The following is a 25,356-nucleotide window of genomic DNA, read 5'->3' as shown; positions in this document are numbered from 1 at the left end:
TTTTTCGAGCGTTAATTCATGCCCGCTGTTTTTGCAATGTTTGCCTTTGTTTTACTGGTGTTGGGCGGCTATGGTTACATCAACCAGCCAGCCCAGGAACCGCCATGGACACAGGTAATCCCCGGCTTTGCATTTTCGCCTTACCAGGATGGTCAAAGCCCGGTTGACCGCATTGAACCCAATGCAGACGACATTGCCCGAGACCTTTCCCTGTTGGCTGGAAAAACCCAAGCGATTCGAACCTACACCGTCGCGGGCGTATTTGGCGAAATTCCACGTTTGGCCAAGCCACACAACATCAATGTGGCATTGGGTGCTTGGTTAAGTGTAGATCAAGAAGCGAATGACAAGGAAATTGAGCGCCTGATTGAATTGGCGCACCTGCCCCCTTACAACATAGTTCGCTTGATTGTGGGCAACGAGGCCATACTGCGTGAAGACCTGACCGTTGAGCAAATGATCGCCTATCTGGACAAAGTTCGGCCAGCCACCGAATTGCCAGTGAGCACCGCCGAGCCATGGCATGTGTGGTTGAAAAACCCGAAGTTGGCTGAGCATGTCGATTACCTGGCTGTGCACCTGTTGCCGTTCTGGGAAGGCATTGCGCTGGATGACGCAGTGGATTTCTCAATCAACACCTACAAGCAGTTGCAACAGGCATTTCCCGACAAACCCATTGTGGTCACCGAGGTAGGCTGGCCCAGCAACGGCAGGTCAATCAAAGCAGCCAACGCATCCCAGGCGAATCAGGCCAAGTTTTTAAGGCGATTCATTCAGCGGGCCGAGCAGGAAAACATTGTTTTCTATGTCATGGAAGCGTTCGATCAGCCCTGGAAATCAGATATTGAAGGCAGTGTGGGAGGGCATTGGGGCGTATTCGATTCATTCAGAACTGCAAAGTTTGAACCTGATCGCCCAATCATCGCGATTCCTGAGTGGAAATTGCTGGCAGCGGCGTCTGTGCTGGTTGCCTTGCTGATCACCGTGCTGCTGCTGATCGACAGTGCTGCTCTGCGGGACAGTGGCCGAACCTTTTTGATGTTCAATGCCTTTGTGATTTCAAGCCTGATTATTTATGTAATCTACGACTTCACGCTGCAATATCACACCTGGGCGAGCATCGCGATTTCGGTGTTTTTGCTCGTAGGGGTCGCTGGCGTATTTCTGATCGTGTTGGCGGAGTCGCATGAGTGGGCCGAAGCCATGTGGTACCGCAGCCGGCGGCGGCTTTTGGCATTGCCCAAGCCAGAAGACCCCACTGCGGCCGTGTCGCCTGCATTCATGCCTTTTGTATCCATTCATGTGCCGGCCTATGAGGAGCCGCCTGAAATGCTGATCGACACGCTGAACGCACTTTCACGGCTGGACTATCCAAATTTTGAAGTGGTGGTGGTCGACAACAACACAGCCAATGAAGCTACCTGGCGGCCAGTGCAACAGCATTGCGAACAGCTGGGCGAGCGGTTCCGGTTTTTCCACGTCAAGCCACTGGCCGGTTACAAAGCAGGTGCGCTGAATTATGCGCTGGAACGCACCTGCACCCAAGCCGAAGTTGTGGCCGTGATCGATGCCGATTACAAAGTACTGCCGCATTGGTTGAAAGACCTGGCACCCCAGTTCGAAAAGCCTGAAATTGCGATTGTGCAGGCCCCACAAGACTATCGCGATGGCGCAGAAAGTGCCTTCAAGGCCATTTGCTATGCTGAATATAAAGGCTTTTTCCATTTGGGCATGGTGACCCGCAATGAACGCAATGCAATTATCCAGCACGGTACCATGACCATGGTGCGCCGCTCGGTGCTTGAAGAAGCAGGTAGTTGGGGCGTCAGCACCATCACCGAAGACACCGAGCTGGGGCTGCGGGTTTTCGAACAAGGTCATGAAGCGACATACATTGACCACAGCTATGGCCACGGTTTAATTCCTGACACCTTCACTGATTACAAAAAGCAGCGCCACCGCTGGGCTTACGGGGCGATGCAAATTCTGCGGGAACATGCGGGCGAGTTGTTTGGTTTCAAACGCAGCAAGTTGACTGCGGGCCAGCGCTACCACTTTGTGTCGGGTTGGTTGCCCTGGATTGCAGATGGAATCAATTTGATCTTCACGCTGCTGGCGGTGGTGTGGTCCGGTTTGATGCTGTTTGACCCCCTGGCTTTCAATGCGCCACCTTTGTTAATCAGCGTGGTGCCCATCATGTTTTTTACGTTCAAAATCACCAAGCTGTTTACGCTGTATTTGGTTCAGGTGAAAGCCGATGTGAAAACCGCCTTGGCCGCCACGTTGGCGGGCCTGTCTCTAAGCTATGCAATAGGCCGGGCAACCTTGTCGGGTTTGTTCATCGGTCGAAAAATACCATTTATTCGAACTCCTAAGATGGCCAACAAAATGGCCGTGCTTTATGCAATCAATGCAGCACGCGATGAATCCATTTTGGCCATTGTGTTGTTAAGTGCAGTAGGGTTGATTTATTTTCAGCTTGGTTTTGATTCCAAGGAAAACCTGACTTGGTGTCTTGTGCTGGTGTCGCAAAGCTTGCCATTCGTGGCTGCGTTTGTGGTCGCCTTACTCAGTGCCGCGCCTGCGAGGGCTTCGGCATGCAATGAAATGGGTGTGAAGCAGTCATGAGTTCAAGCAATGCAGCCTTGCCCACCCGGCTGGGCTTGGCAGCGAGCAATCGGCCCGATTTTTCTAAATGGCGTTTTGGTGGTCAGCTGTTGCTGGCACTGATTTTCCTGAATTCAACCCTGTGTTTTTCCGCGATTTGGCCCACCGTGTATGTGCGGCCCGACCTTGGCGTGTCATCGGAATTTTTGTGTCTGATTATGCTGCTGTCTGCTTGGGTGGCCTTGTTTGGCAAGCCTTCTGCACGCGCATTGGGGGTCATCTCGGCAATTTATCTGATAATGGCCTTTGGCCATTACGCCAACGTGGTGGTGCCCAACCTGTTGGGCCGCCCCGTGAACTTGTATTGGGATGTACCGCAGCTTCCGCGTTTTGTGTGGGTCACCGTGCAAGGCCTGCCCGTGTGGCTAACTGCCGCCGTGCTGATGCTGGGTTGTGCCGCAGTGTGGGTGTATTACCGCTTGCTTTTGATGTCCATGAAAACCGTGACCCATTCGGTGCAACCGGTGGCCAGAAGCTTTCGGCTCTGGGCAGCGTTGCTGCTGGTCAGCGTAATCGTGGTGGCGAACTATTCCGAAGACCCGCAGCAGCCCACTTTTGTGTCGAAAGCGGTGGTGCCAGTTTACTGGAAGGAAGCCAAGAAGCTGCGCGACATTTTGGTGCCTTGGCGTGCTGCGAAACTGCTGCCTGCCACCACCGTGATCAACGACGCATTGGCTGACCCTGACATCACGTTGTTGGGGGCTTTAAAAAACCGCGATGTTCACATGATTTTTCTGGAAACCTATGGCGCCGTGCTGTACGACCAAAAAGAATCTTCAGACGCGGTGGCCCAAACACGAGCTGAATTGCAGCAATCGATTCTGGCTAGCGGCCGCAAGGTGGTGTCCGCATTTTATGTGTCACCCACGATTGGCGGGGCCAGCGATTTGGCACATTTATCTGTCCTTTCCGGCATTGATCTGAAAGATTCACGCAAGCACGATGTGTTGCTGACCACCGATCGCCCCACCTTGATGGATGTATTCGAACGCGAAGGCTATGAAACTTTTGGGCTGTACCATTCCGTGGGCTGGGATTGGGTAGAACGCGACTTTTACAGCTACGACCAATACATTCATGGCCCTGATCTGGGCTATGAAGGCCCAGCCTTTGGATTCTGGAAAATTCCAGATCAATACGCGGCTGCGCGAATTGAGCAATTGCACCCGCGCAATTCGTCGGCCAAGCCGCGCTTTTTGTTTTTCCCCACCATCAACAGCCACTTCCCGTTTCACCAAGTGCCTCCATATCAGGATGACTGGAACAAGTTGTTGGGGCCACAGCCCTTTGATGCGCAGGCCGCAGCCAAAGCTCAGGCTGAAACGGTGAGCTGGGATTTCATGAAGCCCGATTACCTGCGGACCATCAACTACACCAACACTTGGTTGGCCGGTTACTTCAGGCAGCCTGAGCCCCGTGAAACGGTGTACGTCATGATTGGCGACCACCAGCCAACCGGCAGCGTTTCACACGAGGCCACGCCCTGGGATGTGCCGGTGTTCATTGTTTCCAGAGACGACCGCTTGCTGGACCAATTCCGGGCCATGGGTTTTACTGATGGTTTAACCCCCAAGCAACGTGCTCCCATGGGTGGCTTGCATGATTTAACTGCGGTGTTGCTGAAGGGCTTTGGCGGCTAGCCCCACAAAAAATCAACCCTGAAGTGGCTGCGCAAGTATCCACAAGCCGACACTGGTGAACACCACCATCAGCAACAGCATGGGCAGCTGGCTGAGGGCTGCACGCCCTGTGCTGCGTTCAAGCTGCAAAGCCTGTTGGTGGGCCAACCACACTGCAGCCACATGGCCTGCCAAAATTAATACCACCTGGCTGGTCCAGATGCCAGCCATGTCGGGCAGCCAAGGCAGGCGGCCAGTAATGGCGGTACCAAATAAATTCCAACCCCAACCAAAGGGATCAGACACCAAGCCCCGAATTTTTAAACCCTGACTGAACAGCAAGGTGTAGTAGTGGGTTAGGTGGTACACCACTGCAATGGGCACCAAGCTGGGCAAGTAGCGGCGCAGCAACAGTGCCATGCTCTGCTTGTTACCAGTCAATATTCGGCCCAAAGCCAAAAACAACACAAACAGCAGCAAGTACAAAAGTGGCGACACAATCAACAGCACAATTTCCCAAGCAACGAACCAAGGGCGAACCTGTGGATAAATTTTAAGTGGGTGGTCGCCAAAGGCGGCAGTTAAAATGCCAAAGGGGTCTTGCCAGAAGATATTGAAGTACACCGCTGTTTCGCGCAGCCCGTCGTAAGCGGTTGAAGACAACAAGAACAAAACAAACATGCATTGCGCCGGGTGCCACAACCGCAAGCGACGTAACTCAGCAAATGGCAGGGTGACGCGCCAATGGTATTTTCCGTCCGTGTTTTGTGCCCGCCGCAGGGGTGCACACGCTGCAAACATTCGAAACAGCACAGCAAATGGTTCGCCACGTTGCAACCAGCGGCGTGTTCCCCACAGCCACATGCCCGCCAGGTTCAGTGCGCCGAATGAAATCAGCAACAAGGCCAGCTTGCGCGGCGTGCTATGAAAAAACAATTCAATGGCAACCAGGCTAGCCAGTTGAAGCAATGCAGGCCAGTGGCCCAGCCACCGTGGGTATTTGCGAATGCCATTCCAGCGTATAGGCAGCAGGAACCGCCAAGGGTGTTGGTGCTTATACCAGTCGCCAATCACCATGGACGCGTAGGCACCACCCAGCGCAAACACAATCCAGAACAAGGTCATGTTGATGTTGCGGTGGCTGTCGTTGCTTCCCAGAAGGCCAGTGATGATGCAAAACATCAGTGCGCTTAACCAGAACAATGAGCCTGCTGCACGAGCCGAATGAATCCACCTGGCAGGCCAGGTGGGGAAAGCCAACTGGCGGTGCCCATTCAGACTGTGTGCTATTTTGCCACCAAGGGCCAGCAACAGGAATGACAACACCAATGCCGCCACTGAACCCAGAATGTATAGCCCATAGGGCATGGGCAGTTGAACGGGTTCGCCAAAAGCATGTGCCAATGCGATGGTGGGTGCTGCAAGCAGCAGCGCCGCACCGGTTAATCGAGGTCTCATTTCGGGTTGTTGCGGTAGTACACGTTCTCCCACATTTGTACGTAGGCCTCAGCGCTGTTGTACAGTGCATCAATGGCCTCGCCGCCGCCTTCCAGGCGAACTTCTTCAACGAAGTCAGCCACCATGCCGTAGTGCGCCATGCCCACTTCGTCGATGTGCCAGAACTTGCCGCTTTCAGGAATGGTCAGCATGTTCACTTTCATCTCAGGCAGGGCCTGATAACGCGGCCCCCAACCTTCGCCACGGAACAGGGTGAAGGGATACTGAACCGGCACGCTGTCGCCACCGCGCGGGCCTGGGTGTCCGCCAAAACCATTGCCGTCTGCACCATAACCCAAGCCAAGCAATGTGTTGTTCAATCCAGCTTTGTTGCGCCAGAATTTGAGTTTCTCCAAAAACTCCACATGCTTGATGCCGTTGCCTTTGTATGGATAAATCACACCACCGCTTTTTAGCATGCGAACGGCCTGGTCACTGGTCAAACCGCCATGCGCGTCATGTGAAGAAGCCATGGGGTAGGGCGGGTTCATTGTTTCAGCCAAATCCAGCATTAGGTCTTTGCTGTGGTACGCAGCGTGGTCAATGTCGATCACAAAGCCGCGATTCATCAAAGCAGTCAATGCATATTGACCCAAGTCGGTCACGGTGCGTGCGTTACAGCGTTTTCCGTCCGGGTACAGTGGGGTGATGCCGCCCACTGCTTCCAGCAACATCTTGGTCAGAGCATTGCCGCCCGTGCCAGGTATGGCGGTGGTCATGTTGGTGCCAGGTTCACGCACTGAAGGTTCATTTTCTGGAAAGTCGCGGCACTCCGTGGTTTTCCAGAACGCACCGGTGTCCAGAAAGTTCAGGAAATTGATGACATCGCCGCTGAAAATACCTGCGCCACCCAGCGAGCTGTCAATGTCGTGAAAGGGGTAGACATGGCGCGCACCCAAGGCCCAGAGTTTGTCGATTTCTTCATCAATCTGGCTTTGGTCGCATTTGCGGATTTCTCCGCCTCCGGGTAAAAAAGTAACGCCGCAGTTAAACACTTGCGCAACCTCAACCCCAAGCACCACGGCCAGTTTTCCCTCATTGGCCACCTGGCGTGCTTCAGCCGGGCTTTTAACAATTCGGTACCAGCCTTTGCCAGGGCCGCCAAATTGCGCATCGATGTAGTCTTGTACGTCGTACAGATACTCGACCTGTTTGCTGGCCACACTCATGTCATTGCAGTCAGCGTCCAGATTGCCCGAATAAGTCTGGCCTACTCGGCACAACGCTGCAATGTTGGTGCCGTGGTTCACCATCAGGCGCAGCCCGGCGCGCCAAGCGCGTTCAACCCAGGCGTGGTACATCACCTGGTGGGTCAGAAAGTTGTTGCGCGGCCAATCCACAAAGGTTGGCCAACCCTGGGTTTGGTGGGTGCCTGTGGGGTTGGTTTCAAGAATGTTGTTGGCATCACGAATGCCATTGGGTCCGTGGAATGCCTGGCAATTGTCCAAGGCGTGCGGGATACCGAAACGATGCACCACCTCTCCATACAAAACGCCACCGGCTGAAGGGCCAACATCGCCTGCCAGCGACATTTCACTGGACATACCCATGTGGGTGTGGGTGTCGGCAAAACCGATAATGGGTTGATTTTCGCCTTTGCCAGTGTAAGGGGTACCCTCCATAGCGGTGGGCATTTCCGGGTAGGCTGCACAATCGCTTGCAGGCAGCAGTTTGAATTGGGTACGTTCGTTTTCTTCTGTGGTAGTGGTCAAACCTGCGGTTTCATCCAGAGTCAGAAAACGTCCTGAAGCGTCGGTGAAACTGAACTGGCTTTTGCTTTGGTCGAAACTGGCTTGCCACACCGCAGCGTCTGTGGGCTCGGCACTGGCCACCAGTGTGTTGCCTTGTAGGGTAACCATTTGCCGGTCACTGCCGTAAATCAGGTACTTGCCCAATTCAGTGGGGCGCAGGGTGAAGTTTTCAGCTTGGGTGGCGGGGCCTGCGGCATAGCGGGCCGCAGCAGGCTGCACAAACTGGCGGCTGAACGCCGATTGCAAACCAAAGCAACCATTGGCAACTGAAAACTGGGACAGGGGTTGAACTTCGTTGGGGTTAACGGGTTGGCCGGGACCAGTGGCTGTGGTGGGCGTGTCGCCGCTTGAAAGGCAAGCGGAAAGGAGTGCTGCTGTAGTGCCAATGGCAAGAAGTGATTTCACATTCATCAGACAAACCCCATCGAGTTTTAGGTGGCGATGGGTTGTTACTGAATGGGCTCGGTATTCAGATGTAGTTGTGACAGTGAGAATGCCAGTAATGTAAAAAGCCCGACACTTCGACAGTGAGGGGCTTTGTGAACTTCACTCCAATACAATGCGGAAGACTTATTGAAACTGAATCGTCTCCAGCAGCGTGTCGTTGTCATAAACCCCAAGGGTAAGCTTCAAACCAATCACCGTACCGTCGGGGCGGATGCGGAAGCATTCCGACTGAGTTGCCCTAACTGTATTGAACGTGTTCTGGAAGGTGCTGTGAGTGCAAAGGAAAGCGGTGTTGGCTGTGTCGGCTTCAACCGAGTAAGTAATGACCCCGGTACCACTTTGTACTCTTTTTGAGGCATCGGTAAAAAATTGGCCGCTTGCCACCGGCCCGGTGCTCCCCACATTGGCAGAGGCAGGCAGTCGGCTGGTTGAAGTTGGTACAAAGTAGTTGAATCCACTTTTCTCGCCGCTGGCCGTTGCCCCTGTGATCAACAGTGGGAAGAATTTGAAGAACCTTGTGAATCTTTCAACAACAGGATCTGCATTGCCTTTACGCTGCGTAAAAGTGAGTCGTGAAATTTTAGAGAGTTGCCCTTCAAATGTGGCCTCAGGTTGCGGATCAAAGCTGAGGGTGGCAGACACATCAAGCCCGGCCTGTGTTCGGCCATTCACATAAAAAGTATGTGGTAATTCATAGATGTTGGTGGCGGCACTGTTCAATTCGAAGGACAACGTGCTTTCAGATGGTGCAACAGGTGCGGACGGGCTGCTGCCATCACCACCACCGCCGCATGCTGACAGAATAAAGGCCGACAGAACTATTAATTTCTTCATGAAAACTTCCTGAGAGTATTTTTGTTTTTGCAAGGTTTTGGCCATGACAAAAGCATGGCCTCAAGGTGTGCAAATTAAGTTACTTTCCAGGTTGGGTAGTTCCACGAACAACGCGGCAAACAATGAAAAAGAATCTTCAGGCGGCCTTGTTTTGCCGTTCGGCAATCAAAGACTTGAATGTGCCATGTTTCAGGAAATGGCTTGTCTGAAAAATTGCCAGTGGGTCAATCAAGATAGAGTCATGGCTGACAGGCAGCACAATGTGGTCTTTCATGCCTTCAAGATGCGTCGAGTTGACGGTCAATTTTCCATCGTTTGGCCAGGGCATCACAGCCCAGCCGATTGGGTCCAATGCAATGCACCCAGCCACTATTCCCAGATCGGGGCCAGTGTAAGGCCCAAGTTTAGGGTCAAACTGACGCGCATCGTCTCCAGATTGAATTCCAGCCGGACCCATCAACATCGGAAACAAAGGGTGGCGCCGCAGCACCGCCAGGGTTTTACTGCCGCCATGCCCAGGCGCAAGCATTACCACGCGCTCCAGGTTATGAACTTTGTGGTGCGCCAGGTAATAACGAAGCATTACTCCACTGACGGAGTGGGTCACAATGTTCAAACTTTCCTCAAAGGCCAGTGCTTCAATTGCAGGTTTTAAATAGAGGTGAGTGCATTCTTCAATGGTGTGTTTGGTTGAAGGATAGTCAAGCGACACGGTTTTATAGCCCTGAAGTCTTAGAGATGCGGCCAGAAAACCCATTGCAGCAGAGTTCCCTGCAAGCCCGTGGACCAAGAGGATGGTCTTGCTCATGTCAGTTCCTTAACAATATGAAGATGGGTTATCCGGACTGAGCTTGATTTAGCGAAACGACACGCTTTCCGTGTTCAGCAACGACCACCTTAGCACGGGGAGGTTTGTGGACAGACGCCTGTCTCCGGTGTGGAGAGGGGCCCATGCGCGTTAGGTGACAATTGAGTGCAAATGCATGCTGTGAGTGACAGCAATAAATCATTTGTTTTTGGGATGCTGCCCGAGCAGGATCTGCAGCAACTAAATGGCCATGTCCAATAAAAGAATGAAGCAGGGTTGAGCTGCTTGCATGGCAGAGTAGCCCATGTTGCAGATGGCTAGATGCTTTGCGAACACGGGCCGGTGCGGAAAGCCCTAACGATACGTGATTACTTTTTCTTCTACAGAGATGTTCTGCTGGATATCAACATTGCTGCCGCGAATAACTGGCCGTGCACCTTCGGAAAATTGTGAATACACTTGGCCGGATACATCGGCACCTAGGTTCTCAGAAACCTGTTTCATGATTCTGGGAATGCTGGGCGAAAAGTTGGTGACGCCATCGCCTGTTAACAGCTTCGATTCAGACCCCTCTCCTATTGCAGAAAAACCCGCTTTAACTTCATACGTTTTCACATTGATTAAAGAAAATTCGGCTACCAGTTCCAGGTTAGTGGAGTAATTGGTGGCGTTGCTGCCCTGAATTTTGTTGTTGTCGTTGCGGAAATCAATTGCTGTCACCGTACCGAACAGCACGTAGTCGGTGTTGGGATAAAAGCCTTTTTTAATTCGGGCAATAATGTCATACAGGGTTTCAGTGTTGGTTGATGTCCAGGGTTTCCCCTGAACCACCCGGTAGCCGTTTTTAATCAAACCGCCTTTGATGTCGCCTGTAAATTTGCGAAGCTCACCACGCTGAATGATGAGTCGGTAACCTTGCTTGTTCGAATAGGCCATGTCAACAGAAGAACTAAGGCTGGTATTCGAACTTTCGCGAGACGTGGTGTTGGTGTCTCGGGCCGAACTTGAATCACGAAAATCTGACTTGCCTTTGAAGCTGTAGCTGGTTTCCGAGAAGTAATGCGCCACACTTTCTTCATACGAAAGATCGGTAACAGCAATGCGCACCTCGGCCAATGCCGTGGTACCGGCAAGGCTGGCAATACCGAGTAAAGTGAAGCGGAGAAGACGCACTAGGCGCTGGTGGATATTGCTCATATCGAGAACTCCTGCTTATTTACTGGAGGTTTTGCGGATTTCACGTTCGTCCATCCACTCGGTTACGCCCGATTCAATGTCAAACATTTGCAATGTGAACTTGTAGTACACGTCTTTGATGTCGCCGCTGCGCTTGACGATTGAGGTAATACTGCCTTCCACGCGATACTTTGCGCCCTGCATTTGACCGGTTTTTGCAGTGGTGGATTTCTTGTACAGGCCAGATTGATTTTGGCGGGCCAGTTCATCGGTTTGGTTTTGCATCTGATTGATGTCAGTAACAAAGCGCATGGTGCCGCCCTTGATCACTTGGGTTTTAATTGAGTCGGTGATCGAACGGGTGTCAATGTACTCGCTGGTTTTGTTTTTAACCTCGGCCACAGTGACCAAGGGGCGGTCTTTGTAGGCCGTTGCGGAAAATTGCGTTAGCGAACGTGACATGCTTTCCGCAATAGTTTGCAGGTCTGTAGAACCAAACTCATTACTAACTGTTTCAACAGCTTTTGAATCGCCGTATTGTACGGAACCATCGCCGACGATTGGATTGGTGACAGCACAGCCGCTGGCCAAAAGGGACAATGCTAAAGGTAGGGCCAGTGTTTGTAGGCGGATTTTGCTTAACATTTGCATGGATAATTCCTTGGTGTGTTTTGATGTTATTGGTTCAGCGATTCACGAGGTGCTTGGGTCGCGTCCTGTGTGCTTAGCTGAATTTTGAAATCGCGGGCTTTGGGTGTTGGAGCCGTCATTTGGATGCGCTGTGTAGTGAACGCCTGGAATACCATGGGCTTCCACGCTTCATCTTCCCACACTTGGAATCCACCCTCGTCAAGCCAGCGTGTGCGGTAGTAAACGGTCATCGGCTTGCGAAGATCGTTATACATTTCGGCCTGCACCTGCATTAAGGCACCTTGCTTAACCATGATTTTGTTGACTTTGATGGCGTCGGATGTGCCGGCAAATTCAACTTTGGTGGCGGCAGCTTGCGCGAAGGCAAATGAACTCCACAACAACAAAATTACAGCGAAAATATTTTTCATGTTGGATTTACCTTTGGTTTCTGTTTATTTTTTTGGTTGTGCCGTGTTGCTGGCGCTTTGCGTCTTTTTCTTGCTTACCTTTTTGGTTTTCTCGACGCTTGTTGCAACTGGCTTAATAACTGGAGGAGGTAGCACCTCGGCAATTACCGCGTTGTCACCGTAGCCATTGCTGGCCAGTTGAATTTCATTTCTGTTTACATTCAGCAGAACCACGGCGTAACGCCCAGTGACTTCTACTTCCTGCGTGTGAAGCTGACCGATTGAGTCGGTAATCGATATTTTGTGTCTGCCCACGGGTAACGCTGCACGACCCACAGAATATTCACCTGGTACGTTGCGCCAACTGCGCACGTCCGCCTGTTCAAGTGCGAATGCTGCACCCTTGGAAACAATGCTCAAAATTGATCCAAACGCACCGAACTGTCCGGCGTTGTCGTCAATCGCTTGTTGAGCTGCTCCCCGCGTGATTGCCCGAATGGAAGAGCGCGCGATGATGCCCGGCATTTCATCAGCAATCGATTTGCGGATCATCAAATCCAGGTTTGTGAGTAAAGCCAGGTTTACATTTTGCGTGTCGTTGACAGTTAGGAAACGGGGGGTTCGGGTGTGCGAACCGGACCCACCGTGGGCCACGAGATCGGTGTTGCAATGATGTTTATACCGGTGCTCGTAGAAGGAATAGGCAGCAACAATGGCAGTTGAACAGACTGCAACTGGGGCGCATTGCCAGCTTCAATCATAAACAAAGTGTCTACCATTCCAGCTTTTACACCACCGCGGCTAATGCGTGCGTCCAATCCTTCCAGCGCGGAGGCAAGCAGTGGTTCGCCTGGGCGCATTTCAATGGCTTTGCGATACCCCGCGGCGGCCAAACCGCCTTCACCCAACGCTTCATACACAAAGCCTGCAATGTAATTTGAATATGCAGATTCGTATGAGTTTTTGAGTGCGTTGACTTCAGGGTGGTCAAGGGTTTCAACCGGATAGCCATTAATCTCACGGAAGCTGCTGGCAGTTACGCCTTTTTCCTGGGCTTCTGCCTTTGCTTTCTCGATGTCTTTGGCACGGAACTCTGCAATAATCGCCTCGCGCTCGTGCATTTTTTTTACTTCTGTTCGGGCCTTGTCCCATTCGCCAAGTGCAAGATGACTGGCCGTAAGTCGGTTACTCAGTAACACCTTTTCGAAATCCCGCCCTTCGTAGGTGCGAACCTGGTCATTCAGAAACAGACTGCCAGCAGTTTCTGCAACTCGGCCAACTGGGTTACGCGCATGATCTTCCCACAAACGTACAACCGCATCGGCTTGCAATAGGCTCTCGCGCGCTTCGTGTTGTTGCCCCTTGCGACGAAGCAATTCGCCTTTTTCCATGAAGTGGAGAAGATCTGTGTCGGAAGAGGGTTTTCCTAGTTTGACGATGGCCTCGTCAACTCCGCCAGATGAAGTTGGAACTTCGCTAACGGTGGCGCACCCACCAAGCATTGCGATTGAAAATGTTGCTGCCAAGTAGGATAGACGCATAGTGAGAATCGGCATAAGGACATGTAATGCCGCTATACTTCTCCTCCACAAATACTTTGTATATACCTAATGGATATGACATACCACTGTTAAATTTACTGTGGTAAGGGTACAAACGATTGTTTATAAACTCGGCGTGAACAGCAATCGCCCGAATAATTATTAAGTTTTACAGAATTATGCTGAGTCAAAGTTGTGAAAATCTGTGAAATCAACACGCCCCGTGTTTTGAGTGGTGGCCCAAAATAAGGTACTTGTTTGAAATACAGTGTGGGGTAGTTGAGCGGAAAGTATTTTTGCGCTGATTTTTTGGTCGAATTGAATGTACTTGGGTACCAGTTTGGTACCAGATCGCCAGAAATGAAAAAGGACTTAGACGCTTGCGCATCTAAGTCCTTGAATTTGTGGTGGGTCGTGCGAGATTCGAACTCACGACCAAAGGATTAAAAGTCCTCTGCTCTACCAGCTGAGCTAACGACCCACATTTCGCTGTTAGGCTTTCGCCCTCAACCGAAGACCGCGATTATGGCCAAGTTTTCAAAAGTGGTCAAGCCCTGAAGTGCCATATTCCCACTATTTTTTGGACGAACTAATGTAAGGGTTTGATATCTTGAAACGTTTTAGGATTTCAATTTCCCGGTTTTCCATCAATTCAGCCTGGCTATCGCTTTCGTGAACATAGCCTTGGGCATGCAGGCAGCCATGAACAACCAGGTGCGCCAGGTGGTCAATGGGGTCTTTCTGCTGCTCGGCAGCCTCACGTTCCACCACAGCCGGGCAAATCACGATATCGGCCAAATACACGGGCAAGCCGGAATCTGCACCCAGGTCGGGCATGTCCATGGGGAAGGTGAGTACATTCGTCGCGTAGTCTTTGCCACGGAAGTCGCGGTTCAGTTGCCTGCCTTCCTCTTCGCCCACCAGGCGAATTGTAATTTCGGCACGGTCCATGAAGCAGGCCTTGGCCCAGCGCCGAATGCGGCTGTTGTCCACTTCAGAAAATGGCGGGTGGTCAGCGTGCACTGCCCACTGAATCGCCACGCTGATGGGGGGGGCGACCTTACTCGTCATTGGTTTCGCCGGCTGTACCGGTTCGTTCGGGGTTGTGGTAACGCTCATAGGCCTCAACAATACGTGCCACCAGCGGGTGGCGAACTACGTCTGCGCTGGTGAAGTAGGTCATGGCAATGCCTTTCACGTTGCGCAACACGTGTTGGGTTTGAACAAGTCCGCTTTGTTGGCCACGCGGCAGGTCGATCTGGGTTACGTCGCCAGTGATCACGGCCCTGCTTCCAAACCCGATCCGGGTCAAAAACATTTTCATCTGCTCGGGCGTGGTGTTCTGGGCTTCGTCCAGAATGACAAAGGCGTGGCTAAGTGTGCGGCCGCGCATGTAGGCCAGCGGTGCGATTTCAATGACATTGCGTTCAAACCATTTTTGAACACGATCGTAGCCGGCCAAATCATAGAGCGCATCGTACAGCGGGCGCAGGTAAGGGTCTACCTTCTGGTTCAGGTCACCTGGCAGGAAGCCCAAGCGCTCACCGGCTTCCACGGCAGGGCGGGTCAGTATGATTCGTTTCACGCTGTCGCGTTCAAGCGCATCCACAGCGCACGCCACGGCAAGATAGGTTTTGCCGGTGCCCGCTGGGCCAATGCCGAATGTCAGGTCGTGTTCCAGCACTGCCTTAAGATAATCTTTTTGGCGGGCGGTGCGGGGTTGCAAATCGGCTTTTTTGGTTCTCAACACCACAGGCTCATCTTCACCTGAAATCACTGGGATTTCTTTTTTCGCGCTGGCCACGGTGCTGGTATTTTTCAGCTCAACCAGTGCCAGCTGAATTTCGTCGGCAGTCACCGGCTTGTCGCTTTTCTCAAAAAAATGATTGATCAGGATAAAAGCCTGTTTTGCATTTTCTTTGTCGCCCAGCACATTCAAGGTGCCATTGCGGCGGGTGATTTTGACTTGCAGGGCCGCTTCGATTTGCCGAAGGTTGGCATCTACAGGGCCGAACAGATTGGCCAGCTTGTGATTGTCGTCATCGGGGGCTTGCCATTCACTGCCTTTTGCTTTCATGGGGTGCTTCTAGAAACGTTGAACTTCTATTCTAAGCAATCAATCTTCCATTTGCCGGTGGTGCGGCGGGAAACTGACACGCATCAAGGTGCCACTGCGGTCTGGGTGGATCGATTTCGGGTTGTCGTGAATGCTGACGTTGGCATTGTGCTGGTGCGCAGTTTCCTGAACGATTGCCAGGCCAAGTCCTGAACCGTCTTCGCTTGTGCCCAGTACGCGGTAAAAGCGGTCGAACACCAAGTTGCGTTCGCTGGCTGGAATGCCGGGGCCGTCGTCTTCCACTTCAAGCACAATGGCCTCTCGCTGCAAGCTGTCGTCCACACGAACGGTTACGCAGCCTGCCTCTGGTGTGTAGCGCAGGGCGTTTTCCACCAGATTTTTTAGCATTTCCGTCAGCATCAGGGTTTGACCGTTCATGTACACAGGGTGGTCCGGTACTTCAACGCCCAGGTCAATGCGTTTGGTCATGGCCTCGGGCACGAAGTCGCGGGTAACGGCTCGGGCGATGTGGGTTAGATCAAGCTTTTCGAACTGCAGCACAGAGGGCGCTTCCGTGCGGGCCAATGCAAGCAGCTGGTTGACCAAGCGTGTAGAGCGTTCGGTGCCCACTTTAAGCCTGCGCAGGCTGCGTAGTTTGGCGGCTTCGTCGGTTTCGTCGCTGAGCAGTTCCACCTGCATGCGCAAGCCAGCCAGTGGGGTTTTTAACTGATGTGCCGCGTCGGCCACAAAACGTTTCTGAGTGTCGATGGTGTGTTCAAGCCGCTCCAGTTGCTCGTTCAGTGCGGTGATTACCGGCAACAATTCTTCCGGTGTGTCTTTGGTCTGAAGAGCGCTTAAGTCGTCGGGTTTACGAGTTCGAATAATTTCCAGCAAGGTGTTTAGCGGAGCAATACCCCGCGACAAACCAAACCACACCAACAACACGGCAAGCGGCAGAATGACAAACTGCGGTAGGATCACGCCTTTGATAATTTCGTTGGCAAGGCCATCGCGTTTGCCCAGGGTTTCCGCGATCTGAATCAACATGAAGCGGTTTTCGCCCACGGTGGGCAGTTCAATCCACAAATAGCCGGAGCGGAAGTCTTCACCGTTCACCACGATGTCCCGAAAATTCACCACGCCAATCTGTCGTGCCTCGCGTTTGGGTATGGGCAGATCGCGTTCGTCACCCAGTAAAAATTCTCCGCTTTTGCTCAACACCTGGACGCGCAATTGGTCGGTGCCATCGGCCAGCAAAATTTCCATGGCTTCTTTGGGAATTTCAAAGCGATCGGTGCTGGCTTGTGCGGCCACTTCTTGCGCAAGGGCAGTGATTTTGTCGTCGAGAATGTGATCAAAAGGATCGTTGGCGATGGACTTCGCAACAAGGTAGGTGACGCCAATGCTCATTGGCCACAAAATCAACAGTGGGGCCAGCATCCAGTCAAGAATTTCACCAAACAGGGAGCGGCGTTGCTGTTGGCCCGATGCAAGCGGGTTGCGTTTGTACCAAACCAACTAGTCGCTCACTTTACACATTGGGTGCTGCTTCTTTCTCAACAAATTTTTCCAGGCAATAACCCAAGCCGCGCACCGTGGCAATTCGAACACCGTTGACTTCAATTTTCTTGCGCAGGCGGTGAATGTAAACTTCAATGGCGTTGTTGCTGACTTCCTCGCCCCATTCGCACAAATGATCAACGAACTGTTCTTTGCTGACCAATCGGCCCACGCGCTGTAGCAGAACTTCCAGCAGCCCCACTTCCCGTGCAGAAAGGTCAAGCATGTCATCGTTGATGTAGGCAATGCGACCCACTTGGTCGAAAGTAAGTGGACCGTGTTTCCAAATGCTTGCTCCGCCACCGGTGCCGCGTCGGGCCAGTGCACGCACGCGGGCTTCCAGTTCTTTCAGGTCGAAAGGCTTGGCCATGTAGTCGTCGGCACCCGCGTCCAATCCTTGCACCCGTTGTTCGACACTGTCGGCAGCCGTCAAAATAAGTACAGGCATTTTGTTGTTGCGCGCGCGAAGGCGGCGTAGCACTTCCAGACCACTCATTTTGGGCAGGCCCAGGTCGAGTATCAAAATGTCGTAGTTCATGGTGGTCAGTGCGGTGTCGGCGTCACTGCCCTTGAACATGCAGTCGACGGCGTAGCCTGCCTGCCGCAGCGATTGCGACAAACCTTCCGACAACAGGCTGTCGTCTTCGGCCAGAAGTATTTTCATCCTTGTCTCCTCGGTGCTTGCTGGCCTGTTCGGCTCTTTTTACTTGCACTTGAATTGTGTTTGTTGCTTCGATTTTAGCCTGAAACCGCCGCCGCTTTGGCAGCTTGTATGGCGTCACGGGTGTTTCGCGCTTCAAGGGCTGCGGCGCTGGCAAAATCGGCCTTGCTGCTGGCGTACAAAATGGCGCGCGATGAATTAATCAACAAGCCCCAGCCTTGTGTGCACAAGCCGTTTTTCACGGTGTTCAACAGGTCGCCGCCCTGTGCGCCAATGCCTGGCACAAGAAGCGGGGCGTCGCCCACAATACCTCGCACTGTTTTAATCTCTTCGGGGTAGGTTGCCCCTACAACCAAGCCCACTTGCTGGTGCGGGTTCCAGGTGCTGGTGGCAAGCCGGGCCACGGTTTGGTACAGCGGTTCGGATTTTTCGGTGTTTAGAAACTGCAGGTCGTTGCCACCGGGGTTGGATGTACGGCACAACAGGAACAAGCCGCGATCAGGGTAAGCGTGGTAGGGCTGAACTGAATCGCTGCCCATGTAGGGGCTTAAAGTAACGCTGTCGGCCTGGTAACGCTCGAACGCTTCAATTGCGTATTGCTTGGCGGTGGCCCCAATGTCGCCACGCTTGGCGTCCAGAATGGTGGTGGCATGGGGCGCTATTTCATTGGCGTAAGCCAGAATATTTTCAAGCGCAGCTTCAGCCCGGTTGGCTGCAAAATAGGCAATCTGCGGTTTGAAGGAACTGGCAAATTCCGCAGTGGCCTTAATAATTTCCATGCAGAAGCGTTCAATTTCAGCGGGGCTTGTACCGTAGCCTTCGGGCATGCGTGCAATGTCGGGGTCCAGGCCCACGCACAGCATTGAATTGCTGTGCTGCCAGCTGTGCGAGAGGCGTTGTGGAAAGCTGCTGAACTGAGAAAAACGGTTGCTGGCCATTGCGCGTTTGTGCTGTTGAATTAGCACGTATTGTACAGGATCAGGGCAAGCCCCTAGGGGAAATGCCGGGTCGATGCACTACACTGGGGCGCCTTGCCCAATGATTGTTTACCCCCGTGCCAGCTGCAAAATTAACCCTACCTCAGATTCAGTTACTACTCGGAATTACTGCCATTTGGGGCATGAATTGGCCCGTGATGAAGTACGCGGTTACGCAATACCCGCCCTTGCATTTCCGCACCCTGTGCATGGTGTTTGGCATGGTGGCCATGTGGGTGGTGGCGCGGCAAATGAAAATTTCACTGAAGGTGCCGCGTGAAATGTGGGGCAGGTTGGCGCTGCTGTGTATTCCCAATATGATTGGCTGGCATTTATTTTGTATTCTGGCTGTGAAGGAATTAAGTTCTGGCCGGGCAGCAATTCTGGGCTACACCATGCCGGTGTGGGCTGTGTTGTCGGGCCTGATGTTTGCGCACCCGGTTGGCCGGCGCGGCTGGATTGGCTTAAGCCTGGCCATGGTGGCGGCCATGTTGCTGCTTTCATCTGAATTTGCCGCCATTGCGGGCAGCCCCTTGGGCGTAATTTTAATGTTGATTGCCGCAGCATGCTGGGGTTTTGGCACCACCTTGATTCGCCACTACCCCACTGGTTTGCATGCCCTTACTTTCACACATGCAATGATGCCAGCCACTATTGTGGCCATGGGTTTGGCAGGCTTCTGGTTTGAAGGTGCTGATGTCGGGCCGCCGCAAGGTTGGTCGCAATGGTGGCCAATTTTCTACAACGCTTTCGGGGTGTTCGCCTTTTGCCAGGTGGCGTGGTTCAGTCTTGCGAAGTCGCTGCCGCCTGTGGTGTCGAGTTTGTCGATCATGATCATTCCTGTGGTGGGCGTGATGTCGGGCAGCTTCTTCCTGGGCGAAGTGCCGCACTGGCCTGACTTTGCCGCACTGTTGTTGATCCTTGGAGCGATGGCTGTGATTCTGGTGCCTGGGCGAAAAAAAGTGCTGCCCTAACCCAATATATTTGGTGGGTCATCTGGAAATTCACCATTTGCTACGCGCCTTTCTGCCCGCAATTGATTGCGCATGTTTTGTTCAACCGCGGCATAGATCAGGTTGATGATTGTGTTGTTTCCCCTTGTTACAGCGTAATCAATCGCCTTCCTATTCCCGATTTTGGCATTGGGATTGGCACCATGCCCCAGCAATTCCCTGACTGCGTCAACATGACCATGTTTAATCGCATGAATCAAGGGGGTTTTACTTAGGGTAAGACTTGATGATTTGCCTTCAAGGTTTGCACCGCGCGCAGCCGCGTAACGAATTGCCAGAACGTCGCCTTTGATAGCTGCCAAATGCAAGATAGTTTTTCCCTTGTAGAAATGACGGTCAAGCATGCGTTGAACATACAGTTGCTGCGCTGCGCCTAAGTAATTTTCTCCTTCAATCGCACAAATCAGTTCGTCTGTATCACGATTATTTAGCGTTAAGGCAAGGCCCGGTTGTTCCTGTTTCAGCAAGATTGCAATTTGGTGTTTGCCTGAAAGCTCGGCATACCGTAAAGGGTTCATTTCAGTGTTGATTGGACTTTTCCAGGTCTCTTGCAGGTTCGCCCCGCAATTCACTAGCTCGCGAACAACGTCGATCTTGTCGCGTTCTATCGCAAGGCGAAGTGCAGACACTTTGCCGCGATAGGTTGTTGCTTTCACATCTGGGTTGGTACCATTCGCCAATACATAACGAACGCCCGCAAGGTCGCCGTTGTAAACCAAGTGGTGCAGAATATGCCCAAATTCCGTTGAGCGGGTATTCAAATGGCCTGTGTGCTTTAGCATGGCTGCAGCCGACCTCATTTTATTGTTGCGTACGGCATGCGATGTGGTCTCCGGGTGCATACCTCGGCCTGAAGCCGGCAGCCTACCAGCGCGTGTCAATTCGATCAGCAGGCCCTCCATGATTTCGCAGTGGTTCCACTCAATCGCATCGAAAACAAGCTGCCATCCGGATCGATCCTGTTTCGTAAAGTCAGCAATCAAGTGTTTCACTGCCTGTGGGTCGTGTAAAGAAAGTGAAGCGTTTTCAACAGCCAAGGCTTTCAAACAGTCCTCTCGACCAAGTCCAAACCGCGTGAAATGGTTTGCTTGGGTTACGGCGTTGTCTTGGCGAGAAAACATGGCCATCGCTAGAACAAGCCGAATGCGGTTTCTGTCGGTGTAGCCCTCAGGGGCAGCCTTCAGCGAGTGTTGTAACCCAAATTGTTTGCCGAGATTTGAATTGGCGAATTTCTCAACACTTTCTGAATCGGCGTGATGAATTGTTTCAACCAGCAACTCGGCATGTGCATGGCCTTGATCATTGGGGGAATTCAATACATTAGAAAGAAATGTATCGCCAAGGTCTTCCAGCGATACCCGGGAAATCAGTTCGCCACGTTGGGGTTCTGCCGAGCCAGTCCAGTACAACCGTTCGTGATTTAATACTGTGGCATGTTCAGCCTGTGAAATCACTGCTGGTTTAAAATCCGCTGCCAAGTGGTTTGACAGCAGGCGAGTTGCTGAAAGATCAGGTCTGCTGGTTAACTTTGGCGTAATGGCGTCACTAGCAAAATCAATGAAATCAGATTCTTTTAGGTTTTGGTATAGCGTATTGAGTGCGCGAACAGCGTCGGAAAACTGGGAATAATATTGAGACAGATCATTGCCTTTAGAGCCCAGCGTGCTTCTCAACTCGTTGAGCGTTTCAAGTCCGATGTCGATGAAAACTTCAGAAAGGCAGGCGTGTTTGTCCAGCTTTTTCACAAGTGTTTCCATCTGTGTGTCGATGTCGGTTTCCTCGGTCAGGTTGGGCGCGTACAGATCGTCCACTTCGGGCAAGAAGGAATAATTACTCTGTGTGCTGCGAATTTTGTTTTGCCAAGCAGCCACGTAATGAACTTCAGAATTTTCATACGTTTGTTCATGCGAATAGGTTTGATCACAAAAATCGCGAATAAGCTGCCGGCAAATTTTTGTTCGTAAAGTTTGAACCACCTTGTCCAAGGAAGGTGGAAACAGCCGCATTTTTACATCCACAATAATATTTTCAGTTTTCTGGATTAAGCCAGGGGCGCAGTATTTGGCCTCTTCGGCGATGTTCCTTAGCGCGTCTTGAAGAATGCCGATTGGATTTTGGCCTTTCACTTTGTCTGGGTTAAGCCGGGTGAAGTTTGCAAGATGGGCCAATTGTTTCAAACGCAAACAAGTTAATTCGAGCACGCTTACCGTCTGTCTGCCAAAGCCGTTGAAACTCGCAGTGGATAAACCGGTTAAGCCGCTGCGCTCCAGTATTTTGTTGAGTGACAAATAAATGGCCTGCTGATCGGCCGGGTTTGGAAACAGGTCGGCCAAAGTGCGAATGGTGCTGACCATGGCGCTGGCCAATTCGCGGTGTGCTACATGTTGTTGAAAATCCTCCAGCACGCGGTCTTGGATCTGCATGTAAGTTAGTTCTGGGTACGCTGCTTTTTTTTCGCTTCTTATTGCTGAGAAATCAGGGTGTGTAACCTGATTCAACAGGTGTTCACACAGTGCCTCGGGGCTTAGGTTTGCAAGGTGGATTCGCTCGGCGTGGGCCGGTGAGTTGCTGTGAATGCTGTTGTCAACCCTTTGGGTATTGGGTGGCGTCTCGCCGCTGCCTTGAATCATTGTTCCCTGCGTGTATAAGTTTGCTACTGCTCTGTGTGTAGGCCAGCTGCTTAAAGTTCAATTCGCGGGATGCATCTGATCAAGTGCGGGCTTGTGTTCAAGAATGTGATAAGCAAAGAAGTTTTTCTTCGTTCACGGTCAAGAACCCTTTCCCTATGATGGCGTCAACTTCACGCACAATCACAAGGATTTCAAAATGCACTTATTGATCAAGAAAACTCTGGGCCTGGTCACGGCCTTGGCCATATCATCGACGGCTTTTGCGAACGTCGAGTTACTGAATGTGTCTTACGACCCCACTCGAGAGTTGTATCAGGAATTCAACCCCGCATTTGCCAAACACTGGAAAGAGAAAACCGGCGAAACCGTAACGATCAAACAAAGCCACGGTGGCGCAGGCAAACAGGCACGGTCAGTCATTGATGGTTTACAAGCTGATGTAGTGACCTTGGCACTTGCTTACGACATTGACGCGATTGCTGATAAAACCGGCAAAATTCCTGCAGATTGGCAGAAAAAGCTGGCCCACAACAGCTCGCCTTACACTTCCACTATTGTGTTTCTGGTTCGAAAGGGCAACCCAAAAAATATCAAGGACTGGGACGACTTGGTTAAGCCTGGCATTCAGGTGATCACGCCCAACCCCAAAACATCGGGCGGCGCGCGCTGGAATTACCTGGCTGCGTGGGGTTATGCCCTGAAAAAGCCGGGCGGTACAGAGGCCAAGGCAAAGGATTTTGTAACCACCTTGTACAAAAATGTACCGGTACTCGATTCCGGTGCGCGTGGTTCCACCAATACATTTGTGCAAAGAAATATAGGTGACATGTTTATTTCCTGGGAAAACGAAGCGTTTCTGGCGATCAATGAATTGGGCAAAGACAAGTTCGAAATTGTTGTTCCGTCAGTTTCCATTTTGGCTGAGCCTCCTGTTGCTTTGGTAAAGGGCAACGCCGACAAAAAGGGCACCACCAAGGTTGCGCAGGCTTATTTGGATTACCTGTATTCACCGGTTGGCCAGCAAATTGCCGCTGCCAATTACTACCGCCCCAATAAGCCCGAACTGCTTAGCGACAAGGCGTTGTTAAACCGCTTTCCAAAGGTGAAGTTATTTACCATCGACGACACATTTGGTGGTTGGCAAAAAGCCCAAAGAACCCACTTTGAAGATGGTGGCGTGTTCGATCAAATTTTCAAGCGTTAATTGCTTGTGATTTTTTTGCCAGCGGGCAAGCGCGCTCATAAGTTTTTCTTATATCGATCCAATTTTTTAATCGTTCGGTCCGCGCGCGCACTCTAATAGACTGCTGGCTTACATTTCAACAAGGTTAATTGTGGCTTCGTCTTATTCAACAAAACGTGTCTTGCCTGGCTTTCGGCTTACCTTGGGTTTTGCAGTCACGTACTTGTGTCTGATTATTTTGATTCCCTTGTCTGCAGTGTTCATCAAGACTTTCGAGTTAAGTTTCGCCGAGTTTTGGGCAACTGTGACTGACCCCCGGGTCATGGCCACGTATCGCGTGTCTTTTGGTATTTCCCTTCTTGCAGCCTGTATCAATGCAGTGTTTGGTCTTTTGTTGGCCTGGGTTTTGGTGCGCTACACGTTTCCGGGTCGAAAGATTGTTGATGCTTTGATTGATTTGCCTTTTGCCTTGCCTACCGCTGTGGCAGGCATTTCATTGACAGCACTTTATGCCGGCAACGGCTGGATTGGGCAATATCTGGAGCCTATGGGCATGAAAGTGGCATTTGCACCCGCTGGAATTCTGGTGGCTTTGGTGTTTATTGGTTTGCCATTTGTTGTACGCACTGTGCAGCCCGTATTGGAAGACATGGAAAGTGAACTGGAAGAGGCCGCCAGCAGTCTGGGTGCGAACCGTTTTCAAACTTTCTTTCACGTTATTTTGCCTATCGTATTTCCAGCCTTGTTAACCGGTTTTGCGCTGGCCTTTGCTCGCGCGGTGGGCGAGTACGGATCGGTTATTTTTATTGCAGGCAATATTCCTTACGTGTCTGAAATTACACCGCTCATGATCATCACCAAACTGGAGCAGTACGACTATGCGGGTGCAACTGCGATTGCATCCGTCATGCTGATCATTTCATTCATTCTGTTGCTGGCCATCAACGGCTTGCAAGCGTGGACCGCCAAACGCACCGGGAGAACTCAATAATGTCGGGTTCAGTTGCATTGCACATTCACACCTCTCGAGCGGAAAAACTACAAAGCTCATCGGCCACGCGTGAATCGACGTGGGTAAAGTGGGGTTTGATCATCACCGGTGTGGCCTTTTTTGGGTTCTTCTTGTTGACGCCATTGATTGCGGTATTTGTGGAGGCTTTTAGACAGGGCGTGGGCGTGTACCTGGAGGCGCTGAGAGAACCTGACGCCGTGTACGCACTAAAGCTTACTTTGCTGGCAGCAGCCATTGCTGTGCCGCTGAACCTGGTGTTTGGCGTGGCAGCGGCCTGGGCAATCGCCAAGTTTGAGTTTCGCGGAAAACACGTGTTGATCACTTTGATTGACTTGCCTTTTTCAGTCAGCCCGGTGATTGCAGGTTTGGTGTACGTGCTGTTGTTTGGCGCACAGGGCTGGTTTGCACCCTTGCTTGTGGAATACGAAATTCGAATTATTTTTGCAGTACCAGGCATTGTACTGGCCACCGTGTTTGTGACCTTTCCTTTCATTGCCCGCGAGTTGATCCCATTGATGGAAGCACAAGGCAAAGAGGAAGAAGAGGCGGCTGTGGTGCTTGGTGCCAGGGGTTGGCAGACCTTTTGGCATGTCACTTTGCCCAACATCAAATGGGGTTTGTTGTACGGCGTTATTTTGTGTAATGCGCGCGCCATGGGCGAATTTGGCGCTGTGTCGGTTGTCTCGGGCCACATTCGGGGCGAAACAAACACTTTGCCGCTGCATGTTGAAATTTTGTACAACGAATACCAGTTTTCAGCTGCATTTGCGGTGGCGTCAATTCTTGCTTTCTTGGCTTTAGTTACTTTAGGCATCAAAACCTGGGTTGAACATCAGGCTTCTCAACAAGGTGTGCATTAAGCATTCTGGCGATCGAAATTAGGG

Annotated in this window: 21 protein-coding genes and 1 tRNA gene; 6 read left to right on the top strand and 16 right to left on the bottom strand. The window is 51.8% G+C overall.

The genetic code is table 11. The annotated features are described in order from the left end of the window. The first annotated feature begins 18 nt into the window (after positions 1 to 18). Both NSP04_RS03440 and NSP04_RS03435 read left to right on the top strand, forming a co-directional pair. On the top strand, positions 19 to 2,628 hold the full coding sequence (locus tag NSP04_RS03440) for a glycosyltransferase (protein WP_257510936.1): 2,610 nt from the start codon (positions 19 to 21) through the stop codon (positions 2,626 to 2,628). Continuing rightward, positions 2,625 to 4,307: a sulfatase-like hydrolase/transferase gene (locus tag NSP04_RS03435; protein WP_257510935.1), complete on the top strand. Its 1,683-nt coding sequence runs from the start codon at positions 2,625 to 2,627 to the stop codon at positions 4,305 to 4,307. Before NSP04_RS03440 ends, NSP04_RS03435 begins: the two co-directional genes overlap by 4 nt. A gap of 12 nt (positions 4,308 to 4,319) precedes the next feature. On the opposite strand, the gene NSP04_RS03430 is transcribed toward NSP04_RS03435, so the two are convergent. The 15 genes from NSP04_RS03430 to pyrF all read right to left on the bottom strand — a co-directional run bounded on the left by NSP04_RS03430 (position 4,320) and on the right by pyrF (position 18,595). Continuing rightward, positions 4,320 to 5,744, bottom strand: coding sequence for a hypothetical protein (locus tag NSP04_RS03430; RefSeq protein WP_257510934.1), 1,425 nt, complete (start codon positions 5,742 to 5,744; stop codon positions 4,320 to 4,322). Then, entirely contained in the window at positions 5,741 to 7,945 is a 2,205-nt protein-coding gene (locus NSP04_RS03425) for a peptidase M19 (protein ID WP_257510933.1), read from the bottom strand. Before NSP04_RS03425 ends, NSP04_RS03430 begins: the two co-directional genes overlap by 4 nt. A 159-nt stretch (positions 7,946 to 8,104) precedes the next feature. Beyond that, positions 8,105 to 8,860 (bottom strand): hypothetical protein, encoded by a 756-nt coding sequence (locus NSP04_RS03420; RefSeq protein WP_257510932.1) that lies wholly within the window; start codon positions 8,858 to 8,860, stop codon positions 8,105 to 8,107. A gap of 91 nt (positions 8,861 to 8,951) precedes the next feature. Next, a complete protein-coding gene (locus NSP04_RS03415; RefSeq protein ID WP_257510931.1) occupies positions 8,952 to 9,623 on the bottom strand; it encodes an esterase/lipase family protein in 672 nt (223 codons plus the stop codon). 354 nt (positions 9,624 to 9,977) lie between these two features. Further along, a complete protein-coding gene (locus NSP04_RS03410) occupies positions 9,978 to 10,820 on the bottom strand; it encodes a hypothetical protein (RefSeq protein ID WP_257510930.1) in 843 nt (280 codons plus the stop codon). Between the two features lie 15 nt (positions 10,821 to 10,835). Then, entirely contained in the window at positions 10,836 to 11,450 is a 615-nt protein-coding gene (gene lpoB / locus NSP04_RS03405; protein ID WP_371824989.1) for a penicillin-binding protein activator LpoB, read from the bottom strand. A gap of 26 nt (positions 11,451 to 11,476) precedes the next feature. Then, positions 11,477 to 11,860, bottom strand: coding sequence for a YcfL family putative periplasmic lipoprotein (locus NSP04_RS03400; RefSeq protein WP_257510929.1), 384 nt, complete (start codon positions 11,858 to 11,860; stop codon positions 11,477 to 11,479). 24 nt (positions 11,861 to 11,884) lie between these two features. Beyond that, the gene (locus NSP04_RS03395; RefSeq protein ID WP_257510928.1) at positions 11,885 to 12,391 is read right to left on the bottom strand and encodes a COG3014 family protein; all 507 of its coding nucleotides are present in this window, start codon (positions 12,389 to 12,391) and stop codon (positions 11,885 to 11,887) included. Between the two features lie 53 nt (positions 12,392 to 12,444). Continuing rightward, a complete protein-coding gene (locus tag NSP04_RS03390) occupies positions 12,445 to 13,380 on the bottom strand; it encodes a COG3014 family protein (protein ID WP_257510927.1) in 936 nt (311 codons plus the stop codon). 405 nt (positions 13,381 to 13,785) lie between these two features. After that, positions 13,786 to 13,861: transfer RNA gene (locus NSP04_RS03385), tRNA-Lys, on the bottom strand. Between the two features lie 92 nt (positions 13,862 to 13,953). Beyond that, positions 13,954 to 14,451: an rRNA maturation RNase YbeY gene (gene ybeY, locus NSP04_RS03380; RefSeq protein WP_257510926.1), complete on the bottom strand. Its 498-nt coding sequence runs from the start codon at positions 14,449 to 14,451 to the stop codon at positions 13,954 to 13,956. After that, positions 14,441 to 15,457, bottom strand: a complete 1,017-nt coding sequence (locus NSP04_RS03375; RefSeq protein WP_257510925.1) for a PhoH family protein — start codon at positions 15,455 to 15,457, stop codon at positions 14,441 to 14,443. Before NSP04_RS03375 ends, ybeY begins: the two co-directional genes overlap by 11 nt. A 39-nt stretch (positions 15,458 to 15,496) precedes the next feature. Further along, positions 15,497 to 16,954: a sensor histidine kinase N-terminal domain-containing protein gene (locus tag NSP04_RS03370; protein WP_257510924.1), complete on the bottom strand. Its 1,458-nt coding sequence runs from the start codon at positions 16,952 to 16,954 to the stop codon at positions 15,497 to 15,499. A 13-nt stretch (positions 16,955 to 16,967) separates the two neighbouring features. Further along, a complete protein-coding gene (locus NSP04_RS03365) occupies positions 16,968 to 17,660 on the bottom strand; it encodes a response regulator (protein ID WP_257510923.1) in 693 nt (230 codons plus the stop codon). Positions 17,661 to 17,734: 74 nt separating this feature from the next. Next, entirely contained in the window at positions 17,735 to 18,595 is an 861-nt protein-coding gene (gene pyrF / locus NSP04_RS03360; protein WP_257510922.1) for an orotidine-5'-phosphate decarboxylase, read from the bottom strand. A 116-nt stretch (positions 18,596 to 18,711) separates the two neighbouring features. Here pyrF and NSP04_RS03355 point away from each other — a divergent pair, with 116 nt between their 5' ends. Further along, positions 18,712 to 19,608 (top strand): DMT family transporter, encoded by an 897-nt coding sequence (locus tag NSP04_RS03355; protein ID WP_257510921.1) that lies wholly within the window; start codon positions 18,712 to 18,714, stop codon positions 19,606 to 19,608. Here the strand turns inward: NSP04_RS03355 and NSP04_RS03350 are convergent. Beyond that, positions 19,605 to 22,277 carry an ankyrin repeat domain-containing protein gene (locus NSP04_RS03350; protein WP_257510920.1) on the bottom strand — a complete coding sequence of 891 codons (2,673 nt, stop codon included), beginning with the start codon at positions 22,275 to 22,277 and terminating at the stop codon, positions 19,605 to 19,607. The genes NSP04_RS03355 and NSP04_RS03350 overlap by 4 nt on opposite strands. 196 nt (positions 22,278 to 22,473) lie before the next feature. Here NSP04_RS03350 and NSP04_RS03345 point away from each other — a divergent pair, with 196 nt between their 5' ends. The 3 genes from NSP04_RS03345 to cysW all read left to right on the top strand — a co-directional run bounded on the left by NSP04_RS03345 (position 22,474) and on the right by cysW (position 25,332). Next, positions 22,474 to 23,481: a sulfate ABC transporter substrate-binding protein gene (locus NSP04_RS03345; protein ID WP_257510919.1), complete on the top strand. Its 1,008-nt coding sequence runs from the start codon at positions 22,474 to 22,476 to the stop codon at positions 23,479 to 23,481. 130 nt (positions 23,482 to 23,611) lie between these two features. Continuing rightward, positions 23,612 to 24,451, top strand: a complete 840-nt coding sequence (cysT, locus tag NSP04_RS03340; RefSeq protein WP_257510918.1) for a sulfate ABC transporter permease subunit CysT — start codon at positions 23,612 to 23,614, stop codon at positions 24,449 to 24,451. Beyond that, positions 24,451 to 25,332 carry a sulfate ABC transporter permease subunit CysW gene (gene cysW / locus NSP04_RS03335; protein ID WP_257510917.1) on the top strand — a complete coding sequence of 294 codons (882 nt, stop codon included), beginning with the start codon at positions 24,451 to 24,453 and terminating at the stop codon, positions 25,330 to 25,332. The genes cysT and cysW overlap by 1 nt, the downstream gene beginning before the upstream one ends. Positions 25,333 to 25,356: the final 24 nt, after the last annotated feature.

Source organism: Limnobacter parvus (genome assembly GCF_024623725.1).
GTDB lineage: Bacteria > Pseudomonadota > Gammaproteobacteria > Burkholderiales > Burkholderiaceae_B > Limnobacter > Limnobacter parvus.
This window is presented reverse-complemented; position numbering and strand designations above follow the sequence as displayed.

Bases quoted from the DNA above. Each gene is read 5' to 3' on its own strand.
- NSP04_RS03440 (WP_257510936.1), top strand. From the start codon at position 19: ATGCCCGCTGTTTTTGCAATGTTTGCCTTTGTTTTACTGGTGTTGGGC.
- NSP04_RS03435 (WP_257510935.1), top strand. From the start codon at position 2,625: ATGAGTTCAAGCAATGCAGCCTTGCCCACCCGGCTGGGCTTGGCAGCG.
- NSP04_RS03430 (WP_257510934.1), bottom strand. From the start codon at position 5,744: ATGAGACCTCGATTAACCGGTGCGGCGCTGCTGCTTGCAGCACCCACC.
- NSP04_RS03425 (WP_257510933.1), bottom strand. From the start codon at position 7,945: ATGAATGTGAAATCACTTCTTGCCATTGGCACTACAGCAGCACTCCTT.
- NSP04_RS03420 (WP_257510932.1), bottom strand. From the start codon at position 8,860: ATGGCCAAAACCTTGCAAAAACAAAAATACTCTCAGGAAGTTTTCATG.
- NSP04_RS03415 (WP_257510931.1), bottom strand. From the start codon at position 9,623: ATGAGCAAGACCATCCTCTTGGTCCACGGGCTTGCAGGGAACTCTGCT.
- NSP04_RS03410 (WP_257510930.1), bottom strand. From the start codon at position 10,820: ATGAGCAATATCCACCAGCGCCTAGTGCGTCTTCTCCGCTTCACTTTA.
- lpoB (WP_371824989.1), bottom strand. From the start codon at position 11,450: ATGCAAATGTTAAGCAAAATCCGCCTACAAACACTGGCCCTACCTTTA.
- NSP04_RS03400 (WP_257510929.1), bottom strand. From the start codon at position 11,860: ATGAAAAATATTTTCGCTGTAATTTTGTTGTTGTGGAGTTCATTTGCC.
- NSP04_RS03395 (WP_257510928.1), bottom strand. From the start codon at position 12,391: ATGATCCGCAAATCGATTGCTGATGAAATGCCGGGCATCATCGCGCGC.
- NSP04_RS03390 (WP_257510927.1), bottom strand. From the start codon at position 13,380: ATGCGTCTATCCTACTTGGCAGCAACATTTTCAATCGCAATGCTTGGT.
- ybeY (WP_257510926.1), bottom strand. From the start codon at position 14,451: ATGACGAGTAAGGTCGCCCCCCCCATCAGCGTGGCGATTCAGTGGGCA.
- NSP04_RS03375 (WP_257510925.1), bottom strand. From the start codon at position 15,457: ATGAAAGCAAAAGGCAGTGAATGGCAAGCCCCCGATGACGACAATCAC.
- NSP04_RS03365 (WP_257510923.1), bottom strand. From the start codon at position 17,660: ATGAAAATACTTCTGGCCGAAGACGACAGCCTGTTGTCGGAAGGTTTG.
- pyrF (WP_257510922.1), bottom strand. From the start codon at position 18,595: ATGGCCAGCAACCGTTTTTCTCAGTTCAGCAGCTTTCCACAACGCCTC.
- NSP04_RS03350 (WP_257510920.1), bottom strand. From the start codon at position 22,277: ATGATTCAAGGCAGCGGCGAGACGCCACCCAATACCCAAAGGGTTGAC.
- NSP04_RS03345 (WP_257510919.1), top strand. From the start codon at position 22,474: ATGCACTTATTGATCAAGAAAACTCTGGGCCTGGTCACGGCCTTGGCC.
- cysW (WP_257510917.1), top strand. From the start codon at position 24,451: ATGTCGGGTTCAGTTGCATTGCACATTCACACCTCTCGAGCGGAAAAA.